General features: G+C 50.7%; 17 protein-coding genes. 10 read left to right on the top strand and 7 right to left on the bottom strand.

Annotated features, from left to right (window positions below):
• Positions 1-32: 32 nt before the first annotated feature.
• Complete coding sequence (gene ltrA, locus Q9L42_RS04490; protein ID WP_305909623.1) at positions 33-1,352, bottom strand: group II intron reverse transcriptase/maturase; 1,320 nt, start codon at positions 1,350-1,352, stop codon at positions 33-35.
• A gap of 657 nt (positions 1,353-2,009) precedes the next feature.
• On the opposite strand from ltrA, the gene Q9L42_RS04485 reads away from it, so the two are divergent.
• From Q9L42_RS04485 to Q9L42_RS04475, 3 genes are read left to right on the top strand one after another with little or no spacing between them, the layout of a single operon-like run.
• Positions 2,010-2,507, top strand: coding sequence for a helix-turn-helix domain-containing protein (locus Q9L42_RS04485; RefSeq protein WP_349431252.1), 498 nt, complete (start codon positions 2,010-2,012; stop codon positions 2,505-2,507).
• Positions 2,488-2,886, top strand: coding sequence for a hypothetical protein (locus tag Q9L42_RS04480; protein WP_349432067.1), 399 nt, complete (start codon positions 2,488-2,490; stop codon positions 2,884-2,886). Before Q9L42_RS04485 ends, Q9L42_RS04480 begins: the two co-directional genes overlap by 20 nt.
• Positions 2,817-3,236 (top strand): transposase, encoded by a 420-nt coding sequence (locus Q9L42_RS04475; protein WP_349432065.1) that lies wholly within the window; start codon positions 2,817-2,819, stop codon positions 3,234-3,236. Before Q9L42_RS04480 ends, Q9L42_RS04475 begins: the two co-directional genes overlap by 70 nt.
• A 103-nt stretch (positions 3,237-3,339) precedes the next feature.
• On the opposite strand, the gene Q9L42_RS04470 is transcribed toward Q9L42_RS04475, so the two are convergent.
• A complete protein-coding gene (locus Q9L42_RS04470; RefSeq protein ID WP_349432733.1) occupies positions 3,340-3,513 on the bottom strand; it encodes a cytochrome c peroxidase in 174 nt (57 codons plus the stop codon).
• A gap of 462 nt (positions 3,514-3,975) precedes the next feature.
• Here Q9L42_RS04470 and Q9L42_RS04465 point away from each other — a divergent pair, with 462 nt between their 5' ends.
• From Q9L42_RS04465 to Q9L42_RS04455, 3 genes are all read left to right on the top strand, one after another.
• Positions 3,976-5,667, top strand: coding sequence for an FAD-dependent oxidoreductase (locus Q9L42_RS04465; RefSeq protein ID WP_305909625.1), 1,692 nt, complete (start codon positions 3,976-3,978; stop codon positions 5,665-5,667).
• 146 nt (positions 5,668-5,813) lie between these two features.
• Positions 5,814-6,173, top strand: coding sequence for a hypothetical protein (locus tag Q9L42_RS04460; protein WP_305909626.1), 360 nt, complete (start codon positions 5,814-5,816; stop codon positions 6,171-6,173).
• On the top strand, positions 6,170-6,772 hold the full coding sequence (locus Q9L42_RS04455) for a cation transporter (protein WP_305909627.1): 603 nt from the start codon (positions 6,170-6,172) through the stop codon (positions 6,770-6,772). Before Q9L42_RS04460 ends, Q9L42_RS04455 begins: the two co-directional genes overlap by 4 nt.
• Here the strand turns inward: Q9L42_RS04455 and Q9L42_RS04450 are convergent.
• Positions 6,759-6,947, bottom strand: coding sequence for a hypothetical protein (locus tag Q9L42_RS04450; RefSeq protein ID WP_305909628.1), 189 nt, complete (start codon positions 6,945-6,947; stop codon positions 6,759-6,761). The genes Q9L42_RS04455 and Q9L42_RS04450 overlap by 14 nt on opposite strands.
• 46 nt (positions 6,948-6,993) lie before the next feature.
• On the opposite strand from Q9L42_RS04450, the gene Q9L42_RS04445 reads away from it, so the two are divergent.
• Together Q9L42_RS04445 and Q9L42_RS04440 are read left to right on the top strand one after the other, a co-directional pair.
• Positions 6,994-8,703: an ExeA family protein gene (locus Q9L42_RS04445; RefSeq protein WP_349432061.1), complete on the top strand. Its 1,710-nt coding sequence runs from the start codon at positions 6,994-6,996 to the stop codon at positions 8,701-8,703.
• 1 nt (position 8,704) lies between these two features.
• Positions 8,705-9,448: a general secretion pathway protein GspB gene (locus Q9L42_RS04440; protein WP_305909630.1), complete on the top strand. Its 744-nt coding sequence runs from the start codon at positions 8,705-8,707 to the stop codon at positions 9,446-9,448.
• Here Q9L42_RS04440 and Q9L42_RS04435 read toward each other — a convergent pair.
• From Q9L42_RS04435 to amrS, 3 genes are all read right to left on the bottom strand, one after another.
• Entirely contained in the window at positions 9,435-9,578 is a 144-nt protein-coding gene (locus Q9L42_RS04435; RefSeq protein ID WP_305909631.1) for a hypothetical protein, read from the bottom strand. The two genes, Q9L42_RS04440 and Q9L42_RS04435, sit on opposite strands and share 14 nt — an antisense overlap.
• 12 nt (positions 9,579-9,590) lie before the next feature.
• Positions 9,591-9,758, bottom strand: a complete 168-nt coding sequence (locus tag Q9L42_RS04430; protein ID WP_305909632.1) for a hypothetical protein — start codon at positions 9,756-9,758, stop codon at positions 9,591-9,593.
• 161 nt (positions 9,759-9,919) lie between these two features.
• A complete protein-coding gene (gene amrS, locus Q9L42_RS04425; RefSeq protein ID WP_349432058.1) occupies positions 9,920-11,005 on the bottom strand; it encodes an AmmeMemoRadiSam system radical SAM enzyme in 1,086 nt (361 codons plus the stop codon).
• Positions 11,006-11,081: 76 nt separating this feature from the next.
• Here amrS and amrB point away from each other — a divergent pair, with 76 nt between their 5' ends.
• Positions 11,082-11,861 carry an AmmeMemoRadiSam system protein B gene (amrB, locus tag Q9L42_RS04420; RefSeq protein ID WP_305910295.1) on the top strand — a complete coding sequence of 260 codons (780 nt, stop codon included), beginning with the start codon at positions 11,082-11,084 and terminating at the stop codon, positions 11,859-11,861.
• Positions 11,848-12,405, top strand: a complete 558-nt coding sequence (gene amrA / locus Q9L42_RS04415) for an AmmeMemoRadiSam system protein A (RefSeq protein WP_305909633.1) — start codon at positions 11,848-11,850, stop codon at positions 12,403-12,405. The genes amrB and amrA overlap by 14 nt, the downstream gene beginning before the upstream one ends.
• Positions 12,406-12,558: 153 nt before the next feature.
• Here amrA and Q9L42_RS04410 read toward each other — a convergent pair whose 3' ends face one another.
• Positions 12,559-14,415: a bifunctional diguanylate cyclase/phosphodiesterase gene (locus tag Q9L42_RS04410; RefSeq protein ID WP_305909634.1), complete on the bottom strand. Its 1,857-nt coding sequence runs from the start codon at positions 14,413-14,415 to the stop codon at positions 12,559-12,561.
• Positions 14,416-14,655 lie beyond the last annotated feature (240 nt).

Genomic DNA, 14,655 nt, shown 5'->3' with positions numbered 1-14,655 from the left:
ACGGCTCCTCATTAAGAACCCTATTCACGGATTCAGAATAGATTCACCAAGATTTTAGGTTTCGGCAGTGGAAAACGCGCTAACAATAGAGCAAACTTTGCCCAACTACAGCAGTTTCTCCGACCTCGCCGATTCAGCCATTTGTGTAGAATGCGTTGCACTTGATAAAAGTACAGGTTTATTCCTCGACTGTTATCGGTGACGCCATAGTAGCCGTAATGGCCTCGCAGTTTGCGGGCGGTTCGCTTGAGTATTTCGGCGGTCGGCAGGTTTCGGTTTGCCTTAAGCCATGCACGGTAGGCTTTCAGCTTCGCCGTTAGGCGTTTACCGATCGTCTTCCGCTTCATCCGAAAGCGTTTTCCGTCTCGCGTCCGTGAACAGTAATGGGTAAACCCCAGAAAATCAAAGGTCGCCGCCTTTTCGCCACGCGCTCTCGCACGTTTGACCGCTAACGGGCCAAATTCAATGCATTGCGTTTTCTCCGGTGCTAACGTCAGCTCAAACAGGGCGAGCCGTGCTTCTAGCTCGTTCCGGAATCGTTTGGCATCCGCTTCCTGCTGGAAGCAGACGACAAAATCGTCCGCATAGCGTATCATTCGGGCGACTCCACCGCAGCTTTTCGCAAACTTGCGGGTCATCCACAAGTCTAGGCTGTAGTGCAAATAGAGATTGGCTAGCAAGGGCGATATCACGCCACCTTGCGGCGTACCTGTTTCACTGGCTTTAAACTGTCCGTCTTCGACGATACCCGCTTTCAAGAAGCGTTTGATGTAGCGCAATACGCGTTTGTCGGCGATACGATGCGCGAGAAAAGTCATCAGCTGCTCTTGGTCAACCGTATCGAAAAAGCCTTTTATATCGGCTTCCACAATGTGGTTTATCGGTCGATTTTCGACTGTTTGGCTTAACGCTCGCAGCGCATCATGACAGCTTTTACCCGGCCTGAATCCATACGAGTCGTCTATAAAGTCTTGCTCATAGATAGCCTGTAAGATTTTGACCAGCCCGGCTTGCACCAGTTTGTCTTCCAGCGCCGGTATCCCTAAGGGCCTTAACTTATCAGTCCCGGGCTTGGGGATGTAAACCCGTTGCACCGGTTGGGGTAGGTAGGCCATTCGGTGCAGTTTATCAACTAGCTGCTGAAGATTTTCCAGTAAGTTGTTCTCATACTGTTGCTTGGTGACTCCATCAATACCTGACGCAGCATGATTCCTCAGCGCGTCAAAGCATCCCCATAACATTTCCACTGTCATCAGATGAAACAAGCTGGTGAACTGACAGTTCGGTTCGTTACGGGCTTTCTCCGCTATACGTTGCAGTTTCGTGGTTACCGTTTCTTCGTTTCTGGGCACGTTCGGTATGTCTCCTTAACGTTGTTTCTTAATGTAACGGTCTTCCCTCCCGCAGCATTACCCGCGTTCATCGGTACTACACCGTTATCCGACTACCTATAGGCATTTGTCTTTCTTACTTTATGATCGCTTGTCCGACATACTCGCTTCCTTGTGAGGCCTGATAGGTTCTCCCAGGTTGCCGTTTATTCCCGGTGTCCAACATGCCATGCTCTTCGACCCCGGAGAGGCAGCGTAAGACTTGTCATGACGCCTCACTCTGTGTTGATTTCCGCATAGTTAACTACGTCATCCCTCTCTTGTCTCTGCTTTCGAGGCTCAATCACTTCAGCTTTCGCTTACGGCCTGTTGTCTTGAGTTGCTTTGTGCTTAATCTTTGGGGTTACCCCCGCCGACCCAAAGACTCTACCCAGTGGCTGACCGGCCTTCTGGGACGGGATTCTCGCCCGCTGGAATAAACGACCTTGCCTGGCCGCACTAACTATTCAGTATCTTTCGGGTTTTAGGGAGTAGGTCATTGATTTATCGGGCTGTCTGCAACAGGACGTTGCAGTCAGAGCTTACATGGATGTATTCACCCAGCACCTAAATACCCTAGTACAATAAACTTGAAATATATTGGATAATACAACGATTTGAAACCAATAAAATAATCCCTTGGCACGTCCACTCCTCCCACTGACATTGAGCTCTGAACAGCAGAGCATTTTGGAAACCATTGTTCGAAGTCGCGAAGCGCCACACAGTCTGGTGCAACGTGCTCAAATCGTGTTATTGGCCCACGTCGGCAACACCAATAAATCGATCGCTCAAAACCTGGGGCTCTGTGAAGAAACGGTCGGGTTTTGGCGAAAGCGTTGGTTAGGCGACAGTATTGAGTTGGAAAAATATGCCGACCAATCAAAAAAGTTGCGCGAGGCGATCAGTCACGTGTTGGCCGACAAACCACGCGCTGGCTGCCCCGGCGTCTTTACTGCGGAGCAGATTTGCCAGTTATTGGCGCTCGCTTGTGAAACGCCTCCCGAGCATCTCAGTCATTGGACGCAACCGGCACTCGTCCGAACCGCTATTGATAGGGGGATTGTAGACACCATTTCGCTCAGCAGTATCGGGCGTTTTTTAAAATCAGGGGGATTTGAAACCGCATCGCACTAAATATTGGCTCAACCACAAAGCCGAAGATGAAGCGACCTTTCGACAAGAAGTGAGAGACGTTTGCAAGCTCTACCATCAAGCTCAAGAGCTACACGAATCCGGTGTACATGTGATCAGTGTGGACGAGAAAACCGGTATTCAGGCGCTGGAACGGATTCATCCGGATCACCCGATGTCCAAAGGAAAACTGGAATTACACGAATTTGAGTACAAACGGCATGGCACACAAACCCTGATAGCCAATTTTGAAGTAGCGACCGGAAAATCCTGTGTCCAACGTTGGGCGACACCCGAACAGAAAACGATTTTGTGGCCCATATCCAGGCGACCGTCGCTACTGACCCCACGGCAAAATGGGTATTTATTGCCGACCAACTGAATACGCATAAATCCGCTTCATTGGTGAAATGTGTGGCAGAACTCTGCGGCATCGAAGCCCCGCTGGGCGAGAAAGGACAATCCGGCATTTTAGAGAACATGGCGTCGCGCGCGGACTTTTTACAATGCACCGAGCACCGTATCCGTTTTGTTTATACACCAAAACATTGTTCATGGCTGAACCAAGTCGAGATTTGGTTCGGCATTTTAAGCCGTCGCTTACTCAAACGCGGAAGTTTCCCTTCGATTAAGGCTCTGAATCAAAGAATTCAGGCGTTCATTGCATTTTTTAATGAAACATTGGCAAAACCGTTTCGATGGACCTATATTGGTAAGCCTCTACTTGTCTAAATTATCGAAGGTATTTCAGAAGGCGAGTACTAGGTTATTGGCTATGATTAATAATCTTCGTTAATTTAGGTGCTGGGTGAACGCGTCCCGAGAAATCAATGACCTACTGCCTTTTAGTAAAACTACGCTGAATAATTACCCATTTTCCTGATTTGAGCGGCTTTAAGCGATGACAGGACGCACAGGACTGATTATGATTTAACGATAAGTTTTCCTCATTGAATAGCGCTTGACCTAACTTTTCTTCGGCGCTGAGCGCTGCACGCGGGCCGGCCATAAGAGCCGTGGAACAAACAAAAAAAGAGATGAAGAATGCAAGGTAAAGTTTTAATGGCGTCATAGTTAATAAGACAAGCAAGTAAATTTAATTAACCTCAGTTCGGGATAAAAGAATCATATATTGCAAAGGGTTAAGACAGTATCAGGTAGCTCTGGAGGAAGTGTGCGCGGCATGGAGGCCGCGCTCAAGCCTACATGGACGTATTTACGGCGTCTTCTGGAAGAGCTGCCTGATACAGGCTGGTTTGTTAACCCGAACTCATGATAATTATTATTGTAAATAATAATTATTCTTATTTGCAAGAGTCTATTTTAAAATGCTAGCGTCCGCTTGTTGAATAGTCTCCGCTAGCCCCGCTTACTGATGGCGTTAATCAACAAAATTCGGCACAATAATCGGAAATGGGGTTGAATAGGCGATAGCCGAAAACCACCACGCAATCACAACCGGAGTGACGCAATGCAACATGGCAATAAACGTATTCTGATTATCGGCGGCGTAGCCGGCGGCGCCTCCTGCGCGGCAAGATTAAGACGATTATGTGAGCGATGTGAAATCGTCGTGATCGACAAGGGCGAACATGTCTCCTTCGCTAATTGCGGGCTGCCTTATTTTGTCGGTGATGTGATCAAGGAGGAACAAAAGCTGCTGGTCGCCAATCCCGAACTTTTTCAGAATCGCTTCAATATCCAGGTGCGGGTCAGGCATCAGGCGACGAGCATCAACCGCACCGACAATACCGTCAGCATCACTAACTTGGAGGATGGTAGCGTGACGGAGATGCGTTATGATGCGCTGGTGCTGTCCACCGGTTCGGAAGCGATCAGACCGCCGTTGGAAGGCATCGATTTGCCGGGCATCTATGTGCTCAGAACGATACCGGATAGTCATAAGTTGAAAGCCGCGGCCAAAAACGCCAAGCGCGCAGTCATCATCGGCGGTGGTTTCATCGGCCTGGAGATGGCGGAGAATCTGGCCGGACTGGGCTTGGAAGTGACCCTCATCGAAATGGCCAAGCAGTTGATGCCGCCTTTGGATGCCGAAATGGCCAGTTATATCAAGACCTGCCTGGAAGACAACAAGATCCAGTTGAAACTCGGCTGTGCGGTGGAGGCCTTTAGCCGGACGACCGAGGGTTTAAGCGTGCATTATTCGGACGGCCACCACGTTAATACCGATATCGTGCTGCTGGCGATCGGCGTGACGCCGGCCTCGGAATTGGCCAAGCAGGCGGGACTGGAGGTCGGGCCTCGCGGCGGCATAAAAGTTGATGAAACCATGCAGACCAGCGATCCCGACATCTGGGCGGTCGGCGATGTCGTCGAGGTCGAGGACTTCATCAGCAAACAGAAGCTATCGGTGCCTTTAGCCGGTCCCGCCAACCGCCAGGGGCGCATCGCCGCCGGCGCGATCCTGGAGTCGTTCAACCCGGCAATTAAACGCAACCTAACCTTCCGGGGAGTGCAGGGCACAGCGGTTTGTCAGGTATTCGGTTTGACGATCGCGCTCAGCGGCGCCAGTGAAAAGTCCTTGCGGCGGGCCGGCATCGATGATTATCAGAAGGTTTACCTGCATCCGGGTCACCATGTCAGTTATTTTCCCGGCGCCCAACCGATCCATCTGAAACTGATTTATGCGCGCGACGGCAAAATTCTGGGCGTGCAGGCGATCGGCAGGGCTGGCGTCACTCGGCGAGTCGATGTCATCGCGATGGCGATACAGATGGGCGCGACCGTCTATGACCTGGAAGAAAGCGAACTGTGCTACGCGCCGCAATTTGGCGGCGCCAAGGATCCGGTCAACTTGGCCGGCATGATCGCGGCAAACAATTTACGTCATGACCTGGACCTGGCCGACTGGCATTTGTTGCATGACGACGGACACCAATTACTGGATGTGAGGACTGATAGTGAGTATCAACAGGGCTATATTGACGATGCGATCAACATACCGCTGGAGCAACTGCGCCAACGCCTGGACGAATTGAGCGCCGACAAGGAACTGTGGCTGGTCTGCGGCGTCGGCCAGCGAGCCTATTATGCCGTGCGTTTGCTGATGCAACAGGGATTCAAGGTCCGCGTACTATCGGGCGGAATGCAAACCTATCAGGCTTTTGCCAACGCCGGGCTATTGGAGGCCAAGAATGCCTGATGGCGAAACATTAATACCCTGCTGATAGGGGTGATCTTGCAAGAGTCATATAGTCAGGGAACGCCCCCCCTGACTGCAAGAAACGAATTGAGTCATGCGTAGCTTCAATGACTTATTGTTAAAACTATAGAGTCAGGAGGTCAATAATGGGCTGTTGTGACGATCCCACCGAACCGGTCAAAGTCAACCGCAGTGATCTGGTGCAAGTCCAGGAACGATACGGCAATCTGCAACGCGAGCTGTTCACCGGCGATCCGGAAAAGGTGATGGCAAAGGAATTGCGTAACGCCAATACCTATTTACTTGAACTGGCGGCTCTCCGTGCGCATTATGCTTCGGTGCGAAAACAGGCGATTGCATTGCTGGAAAAGAGTAGCCAATCGGTGCTTGAACGCATAAGCGAAGCCGAAGCCAACAGCGAAATCGGCCTGGCGGCAAAACAGCGCCTGGAACAGCTCGCCAACGACAAAGGCTTATTTGGCAATTTATTTAAAGGATCATCATGAGTGATTGCGAATGCAGTCTCGAAGTGACTGACAAGGAACAATATAAGGTGCTATGGTGGCTGCTGCTGATCAATGCGATGATGTTTGTCGTTGAGCTGGCGGCAGGCCTGCTGAGCGAGTCGACGGCGCTGATAGCGGACTCGCTGGATATGCTGGCCGACGCCTCGGTTTACGCGATCAGCCTCTACGCGGTAGGCAAATCGGCGGGGCAAAAAGCCGGCGTCGCCTTCACGAGCGGCATCATCGAGATCATCCTGGGGCTGGCGGCCGGCTTCGAAGTAGTCGACAAATTGCTGCACGGCAGCGAACCGCAGTCGTTTTATATGATATCCGTCGGTAGTTTGGCGCTGCTCGCCAATAGCGTCTGCGTCTGGCTGATCGCCCGATTCAGAGACGGCGATGTTCATATGCGCGCCAGCTATATCTTCTCCAAGAATGATGTTATCGCCAACCTGGGCGTGGTCACCAGCGGACTCTTAGTCGCCCTGCTGGGTTCCAACATTCCCGATCTATTGATCGGTATGCTGATTGCGCTGGTGGTGACCCGGGGCGGCATCCAAATTCTTAAAGAGTCGCGCGAAGCCTTTAGGGATCGCTGAACCCGCTGGTTTCGTAGTTGGGGTTCTGCGCCGCCTGCCCTTGCTGATGTAGATAAGAGCCACCGACAATGAAGGCCATGAGACAAATAAATATCATCGACGCGATGCGTTTAACTTTTTTGACTCCAGGGTCCTGAAAATCATGCGGAACCACGGGCTTGTTTTTATCGTTCATTTCCAATACCTTGTTGGCGTTATGAAATCAATGAAGAATTATACTCTTGTATCAGCAGTTTTTTAATTTTACCGAAGCGCCTTTTACGATAGCGCCGGATCCGCATTTTGTTTATATGAGTTCCCGGCACCAAGAAGGCTTGGCCCATCTGCTGTATGGCATCAACCAGGGGGGCGGTTTCGTGGCGCTGACCGGAGAGGTCGGAACCGGCAAGACGACCTTATGCCAATGTCTGTTGCAACAATTACCGGACGAAGTCGATCTCGCCCTGGTATTGAATCCGAAGCTCAGCGCGGTTGATCTGCTCGCGACGATTTGTGACGAATTGGCAGTCAGTTATGACAAATATCGTCAAACCCTGAAGCATCTGGTCGATCGTCTGAATCATCACCTGCTGGCCGCCCATGCCAAGGGCCGACGCACCGTTTTGATGATAGACGAGGCGCAGAATCTCAGTTTTGACGTGCTGGAGCAGATTCGCTTGCTGACCAACCTGGAGACCAGTAAGAGCAAGCTGTTACAAATTATTCTGGTGGGTCAGCCGGAATTACAACAGTTGTTGGCGCAACCCAAATTGCGTCAGTTGAATCAGAGAATTAACGCCCGCTATCATTTATTGCCGTTGAACCGCGCCGAAACCAGTCTCTATATCAAACATCGGCTGGCCGTCAGTCATGGCGATCCAGGCATCTTTAAAGCCCCAGCCATTAACAGAATCTATCGACTGTCCGGCGGAATTCCACGCCTGATCAATATCCTTTGCGACCGCGCCTTATTAGGCGCCTATGTCCATGACAGCCACAACGTGACGATAGCGATGGTTAACCAGGCGGCGGATGAAATCGACAGACAGTTGCTGGAAGGTCAGCGCCACAAACGCTTATCGATATTGCTAGGCTGTTTGCTGCTGAGTGCTGGCGCGGCGCTTATTTATCATTGGCCTGACGATTTGCGCGAACGATTTATCAATTTTTTGGTTAAAACCGAGCAAACTCTGGTGGCGCAAAAACGCATGGATAGGGCTAGGATAATCGATGTCCCAGCTAACGTCCAAAGCGAACCAGCCCCTCCGGTTCCCGCCGCCAAAAAACCACAACGTGACGCGGCAGTCAGCGAAACTGACGAAGCCAAGGAATCCAGTGACACAGCGGATTTAGCACAGTTTTTGCGCCAGCCGCAGCTGACCCTGAATCAGGCCTTTTCCGGACTGCTGCAACAATGGGGGCTTTCCCCCGAAACTGAGCCGGATTGCGCGCAGTTGCCATTGAACTGTCTTGCCGATCAGGGCACGTGGCGTGAATTAGTCGCCCTAAATCGCCCCACACTGATGGAATTCGTTGTCGAGCCGGGCGAAAAGCGCTATCTTTTGCTGATCGCAGTAAAAAACGGGCAACCGCTATTCTGGCATCAGGGTCAAGAAATCCGCTTTACCCTGCACGAGGTTTTAACATTATGGCGCGGCGATTTTCTATTGTTATGGCAGTCGCCGCTGGAAAAGGTCGATATTGTTTATCCTAAACAGCAATCACCGGCGGTATCATGGATACGCGACCGACTCGATCCGGAGCTGAAACAAGGAGGCGAAACCACAAGCGGTCAAGCCGATTATTTTGATCCGGTCCTCCGGGAAAGCGTTCGTAATTTCCAGCAGACAAGACAGCTACAGGCCGACGGCATCGTCGGGCCGCGTACGATGATTCATCTACAGAACCTGACGACTAACGATTATGGCCCTAGGTTACAGATAAACGATTGATATGTCCTATATACTAAATGCCTTGCGTAAATCGGAGCAGGAAAGACAACAAAACCGAGAACAGACTTTGTTCGCCCAGTTGCAGCCTAGCCGACCTAACAAGGCCGGCCGTTTCACCGGCTGGCTGATGCTGCTACTTAGCATCAATGTCTTGCTACTCGCTTATTTCCTATGGCAATACGCTGGCAACAAGAAGAAAGCGGCGCCGAATGAAGCCACGGTTGCGATAAAAACAACGAAGACGCCCGCCGAACCTGACTCGGCAAAAGCTGTTGCCGGCGCGATTGCGCAACGTCCGTCCAAACTGCTATCAATCGCCTCTCTGGTTCAAAACAAAAAACCGATCATCAAGACTGAGCCTATCGCCAAAGCGACGCTGGCAAAAAAGCAAAGTAGTGAAGTGGTAGTCGCGCAAAAGAAGGAACCGGAGACAATCATCACTCCGACCGTCAAAACTGTAGCGGAAACGGTTAGCAAAACCGAAAATAAACCGACGGAAGAATTGGAAAATAATGATATTCCCTGGCTAGATGAATTGCCACATCACTTCCGCCGCAATGTGCCGAAACCCGATATCAATGTCTATGTCTATGCCGAGCGACCGGAAAACCGCTTCGTCATTGTATCGATGCAAAAATATCACACCGGCCAGGAAATCGGTGCTGGAATGATGCTCGACGAAATACAGCCGGACGGCATCGTAGTCGAGTACGAAGGCCGACGGTTTAAGATCAGACGAGATTAACCGGTTTATTCACGGCCATCTTATCGAGAGCGGCTAGGATGAAATTCAGCGCCGCCAGCGCGATGAACAAGGGGATGGCGATAACCAGACTGATAATCCAGATGAATGCATCGTTGCTTTGTTTTTTCATGTCGGTCACCGATTAAACGACCATGGCCTGCTCGTATTCATCCAGACCGGTCGCGTTTAAATTTGCCGGCTTTTCTGCTTTTTCAGCCCTGTTCGGAGCGATAAGAAAATCGATCACTTCAGGGCTTACTCCGGTGTCGGCACCCAAAAATTCACTATCTATTTGGCTTTCTCTGTTCATAAGCTTTTGCATATCATTACAAGAGTTTACTTGTTTATGGGACTCTGTCATTTTTTCAAAAGTTCATTATCAACAGTTCATGTTAAAGAAAGATGACAATGCCAACTTTCAATCGCCAATCCCTGTGATGCGATCTCCGCATATCTGCGCTAACCGAGTACTCAGGGCATCCTGACTCCCTGTCTTCTCGATCCCCAATTGCCAGGTTTGGGGTCGAACACGCCGGCGCAACGAGCGCCGCATTGCTTGCAACAACCATCGGCGTCCAGCCGCCATTCGGACAGCTCGTACCAATCCCGACCGATCAACAAATTACCGCAATGGTGACAGTAAGTGCTGTCCGCCTCCTTATGATGAACATTGCCGACATAGGCGTAATGGACGCCGTTTGTTAATGCAATGTCCCGCGCCATCAACAATGAACGAGTCGGAGTGTGAGGTTTGTCGAGCATTTTCCAGTCGGGATGGAAGGCGGAAAAATGCATCGGCACATCGGGACCGAGATGTTCAACCACCCATTGAGTCATCCGCTGCAACTCCTGCTCGGAATCATTTTCCCCGGGAATGATCAGCGTCGTCAGCTCCAACCAGACATCGGTTTCGTGCTTGATATATTGCAGCGTTTCCAGCACCGGCTGCAGATGGGAGCCGGTGATTTTACGGTAAAACGCCTCGGTAAACGCCTTCAAATCGATATTGGCGGCGTCCATAACCCGATAAAACTCGGCCCGTGGTTCGGCGCAGACATAGCCGGCCGAAACGGCGACCGATTTAACGCCCCGCTCCCGACAAGCCAGCGCCGTATCGATCGCATATTCGTGGAAAATCACCGGATCGTTATAGGTGTAAGCGACACTCTTACAGCCATATTCGGACGCCGCCTTGGCGATGGCTTCCGGCGACGCCTCGCTCATCAACGAATCCATTTCTCTTGATTTACTGATATCCCAGTTCTGACAAAATTTGCAGGCTAGATTGCAACCTGCGGTGCCGAAGGAAAAAACGGCACTGCCAGGATAAAAATGATTGAGCGGTTTCTTCTCGATGGGGTCTACACAAAAGCCACTGGAACGACCGTAGCTGGTCATGACGATTTGTTGATTCAGATTCTGTCGAACAAAACACAGTCCTCGCTGTCCATCGTGTAACTTACAAAAGCGTGGACATAAATCGCATTGGATACGACCGTCATCCAGCGCATGCCAGTAGCGAGTGCTTACCGTGTTGTCGTCGATTAATGTGCTCATAGTCGTCCCTTGTAATTTACTCGAAACTGCCTATAACTTTACTATAGATTAAATCAGTGAGGTGCATATGTCTCCTATTATTCGTCAACCCGCCGTCGCAGGCTCTTTCTACCCGGCCAACCCGGTGCAATTACAGGCCATGGTCGACCGCTATCTGGAAGAGGTAAAGCCCACCGAGAAGGCGCCCAAGGCTATTATTGTCCCGCATGCCGGCTACATCTATTCCGGACAGATCGCGGCCTCCGCTTATGCGAGATTGAAGTCGGCGGCCGGACTCATTTCCAGGATCGTGCTGATCGGACCTTCTCACCGTGTCGGCTTCAGTGGCCTGGCCGTCTGTCATGCGGACCAATTCGCGACACCGTTGGGTAATATCGACATCGATACAGAAAGCAGAGATCAACTGCTTAACCTGCCCTTTGTCGATTATCTGGATCAGGCCCATAATCTAGAACATAGCCTGGAAGTTCAACTGCCTTTTCTGCAGGAAATGTTAGGCGAATTTAAGCTATTGCCATTGGTTGCCGGTGACGCCAACGCCGAACAAGTATCCCAGTTATTGGAAAAGGTTTGGAATGGCCCGGAAACGCTGATCGTGATCAGTTCCGATTTAAGCCATTATCATAATTACGCAACGGCTAAAGAGCTGGATCAACAGACCACCGATAACATTCAAGCCTTGCAGTACGAAAAATTGGATTTTGATTCGGCCTGCGGCAGGGTGCCCATCAGCGGTCTGCTGGCTTATGCTCGAAAACATGGCTTAAAAGTCACAAACGTGGATTTGAGAAATTCTGGTGACACCGCGGGCGATAAATCCCGAGTGGTCGGATATGGCGCTTATGTCATTGAATAAAAGGCAACAGGAAGTGTTATTGAAATTGGCCCGACAATCGATCGAAAACGGCTATAAGACCGGTCATCCGCTCGGTGTCGATTTACGTGATTATCCCCCAGAGCTCGTCAAGCCCGGGGCAACCTTCGTCACCCTGGAGAAGAGGGGGCGGTTGCGTGGTTGTATCGGCATGCTGGAAGCGGTGCTTCCTCTGGTTGAAGACGTGGTGGAAAATGCATTTTCCGCCGCCTTTAAGGACCCTCGGTTTCCGCCGGTGGAAAAAAACGAGATAGACGAACTGGACATTCATATTTCGATATTGGGTGAGCCTGAGCCTATCCATTTCGCTTCCGAACAGGAGCTGCTTGATCAGATTCGCCCCCATATAGACGGCCTGATTCTGCAAGAAGGCTCCCAGCGCGGAACCTTTTTACCGTCGGTATGGGAAACCTTGCCTGATAAAAAACAATTTCTTCGCCATTTGAAAAACAAGGCCGGCTTGCCGGCGGATTATTGGTCCGATGCGATCAAGGTGTATCGTTATACCACAGAGATGTTCGGTTGAAGATCGAGGCGATACCCCTCCCCCGGCCATCAGAACAATGAGTGTCTGCAACCGTTATACGGACCGTTTGGGGCTACTACGCAAGGGCGCTAGGAGAATAAAATCAATCACACCGAGGAGCGTCGCCCTCGGCGCGAAAAGAAAATCTTAATCTTAGGCTTGTTGCCGAGCAAGCAACAAGCGCTCAAATTCTTCGGCCGGCAAAGGCTTGCTGAGTAAATATCCCTGCAATAAATCACAACCCTTTTCAGCCAGAAACGATTTCTGTGCGGCTGTTTCAACGCCTTCAGCGACTATTTTCAAACCCATGCTATGGCCCATGCTGATGATTGTTGAGGCGATCAGCATATCATTGTCGGCAGCGGGAATATCCTTGATGAAGGAGCGATCGATTTTAAGTTTGGAAATGGGCAGATGTTTGAGTTGGGCCAATGACGAATGACCGATGCCGAAATCGTCCATCGCGATCGCGATGCCCAATGCTTGCAGGGCCTTCAACTCGCTTAAATCTTCGTATTTCATGATCAGGCTTTCGGTCACTTCCAGTTCCAAATTGGCTAATGGAAAACCGATTTCCATCAACAACGCTTGAAACTCGGCGGCTACGCCGGGGCGCAACTGATTGACCGACAGATTGACAGCCAGGGAAAAGCGGGGCAGCCCCCGTTTCCACCATGCCAGGCATTGTTGACAGGCGGTTTTCAGGACATAGATCCCCAATTCATTGATTAAATCCGATTGTTCGGCAACGGGAATAAACTCGGCCGGAGGAATCATGCCCTTGTCCGCATGTCGCCACCGGACCAAGGCTTCGGCGCCGACGATTTTATCGTTGTCATGACAATATTGCGGCTGATAATGGATGACGAAATCCTGCTGGACCAGGGCCTGACGTATTTCGGCGGTCAATTGCAGGCGATCAGTCACCGTTTGTGTTAACGCCTCCTGATAAAACTGGTAGCGACCTAGACCCTGTTTTTTGGCGGCATACATCGCCGTATCGGCATTGCGTAACAATATCTGCGCCGTTTCCCCATTATCGGGAAAAATACTGACGCCGATGCTGACGGACAGGGGATAATCGATGTCGTTGAGGGTAAATTTGGACTTAAAAGAGTTGTTTATTTTTTCGCAGATATGGGTGACCAGTTCGGTATCATTGAGATTTTCGATCAGCACGACAAATTCATCGCCGCCCAACCGAGCAAATGTATCGCCTTTGCGTAAACACGATTCGATGCTTTGGGCGATATATTGTAATACCCGATCTCCGGCTTCATGACCCTGGGTGTCGTTGATATCCTTAAATTTATCCAGATCCAGAAACAACAGCGCCAATTTTTGCCGGGTGCGCCTGGCGATCTGAATGGCGTACTCCAGATGATTATTAAAGAAGGAACGATTGGGCAGGTCGGTTAATGGATCGTAATGCGCCAGCTTCCATAACTGGGATTCTTCGCGCTGCCTTTTGATCACGATGCCGGCAATATAGGCGCATGTTTCTAGCAAACGCCTGAGGAATTCTGAAGGCTGACCGGGCTCAAAATTAGACAGCGCGAATGAACCAATCGGCTCCTGTTCATTGATCCGAACCGGGTTAGACCAGCAAGCGCAAATATTGAAATCGAAGGCGAATTGGCGCAGTTTACTCCAACGCGGATCGTCACTGGTATTGCAGACGTATTGCGGTTCATTGCAATAAACCGCGGTCCCGCAAGACCCCGCCTGCGGCCCTGGAATCAGGCCGTTTAACGCACTAATCGCATCGGCTGGCATCGAGGGGGCGGCCAGCACTTTCAGAAAACTGCGGCTTTCATCGAACACCATGACCGAAGCGACCGCACCTGCAGACATGTCTTCCGCAGTTTTGCATAAGGCATCCAGTATGCTCTGATGGTCGGCGCCTAACGTCAACCGCTCCATGATATCTCGCTGTATTTTCAACAAAGCATTACTCTGCTCTCTGCTGATTATCATGTCGCGGTTCTGTGGAACTAAATCCGGTTTCATAGTGGTCACAATACTGCGCCGAAGCTGTTTCTGTTGGAATTGAGGTTGATTTCTACATACCTTACGTACTTCGAAAAAGTTCGTACGTCCTCTGTAAGATGCCGCACCCACAGCTCGAAAAAAAAACCACCAAAAATCTATAATTTGCGCAATTCTGATCGACGAGTGCGTCCCACGCCTTCAACAAAGCCATACGATTACCTAATCGCTGTCGCTTAGGCTGGACTCTCGATGCGCTCA

The organism is Methylomarinum sp. Ch1-1 (genome assembly GCF_030717995.2).
Taxonomy (GTDB): Bacteria; Pseudomonadota; Gammaproteobacteria; order Methylococcales; family Methylomonadaceae; genus Methylomarinum; species Methylomarinum roseum.
This window is presented reverse-complemented; position numbering and strand designations above follow the sequence as displayed.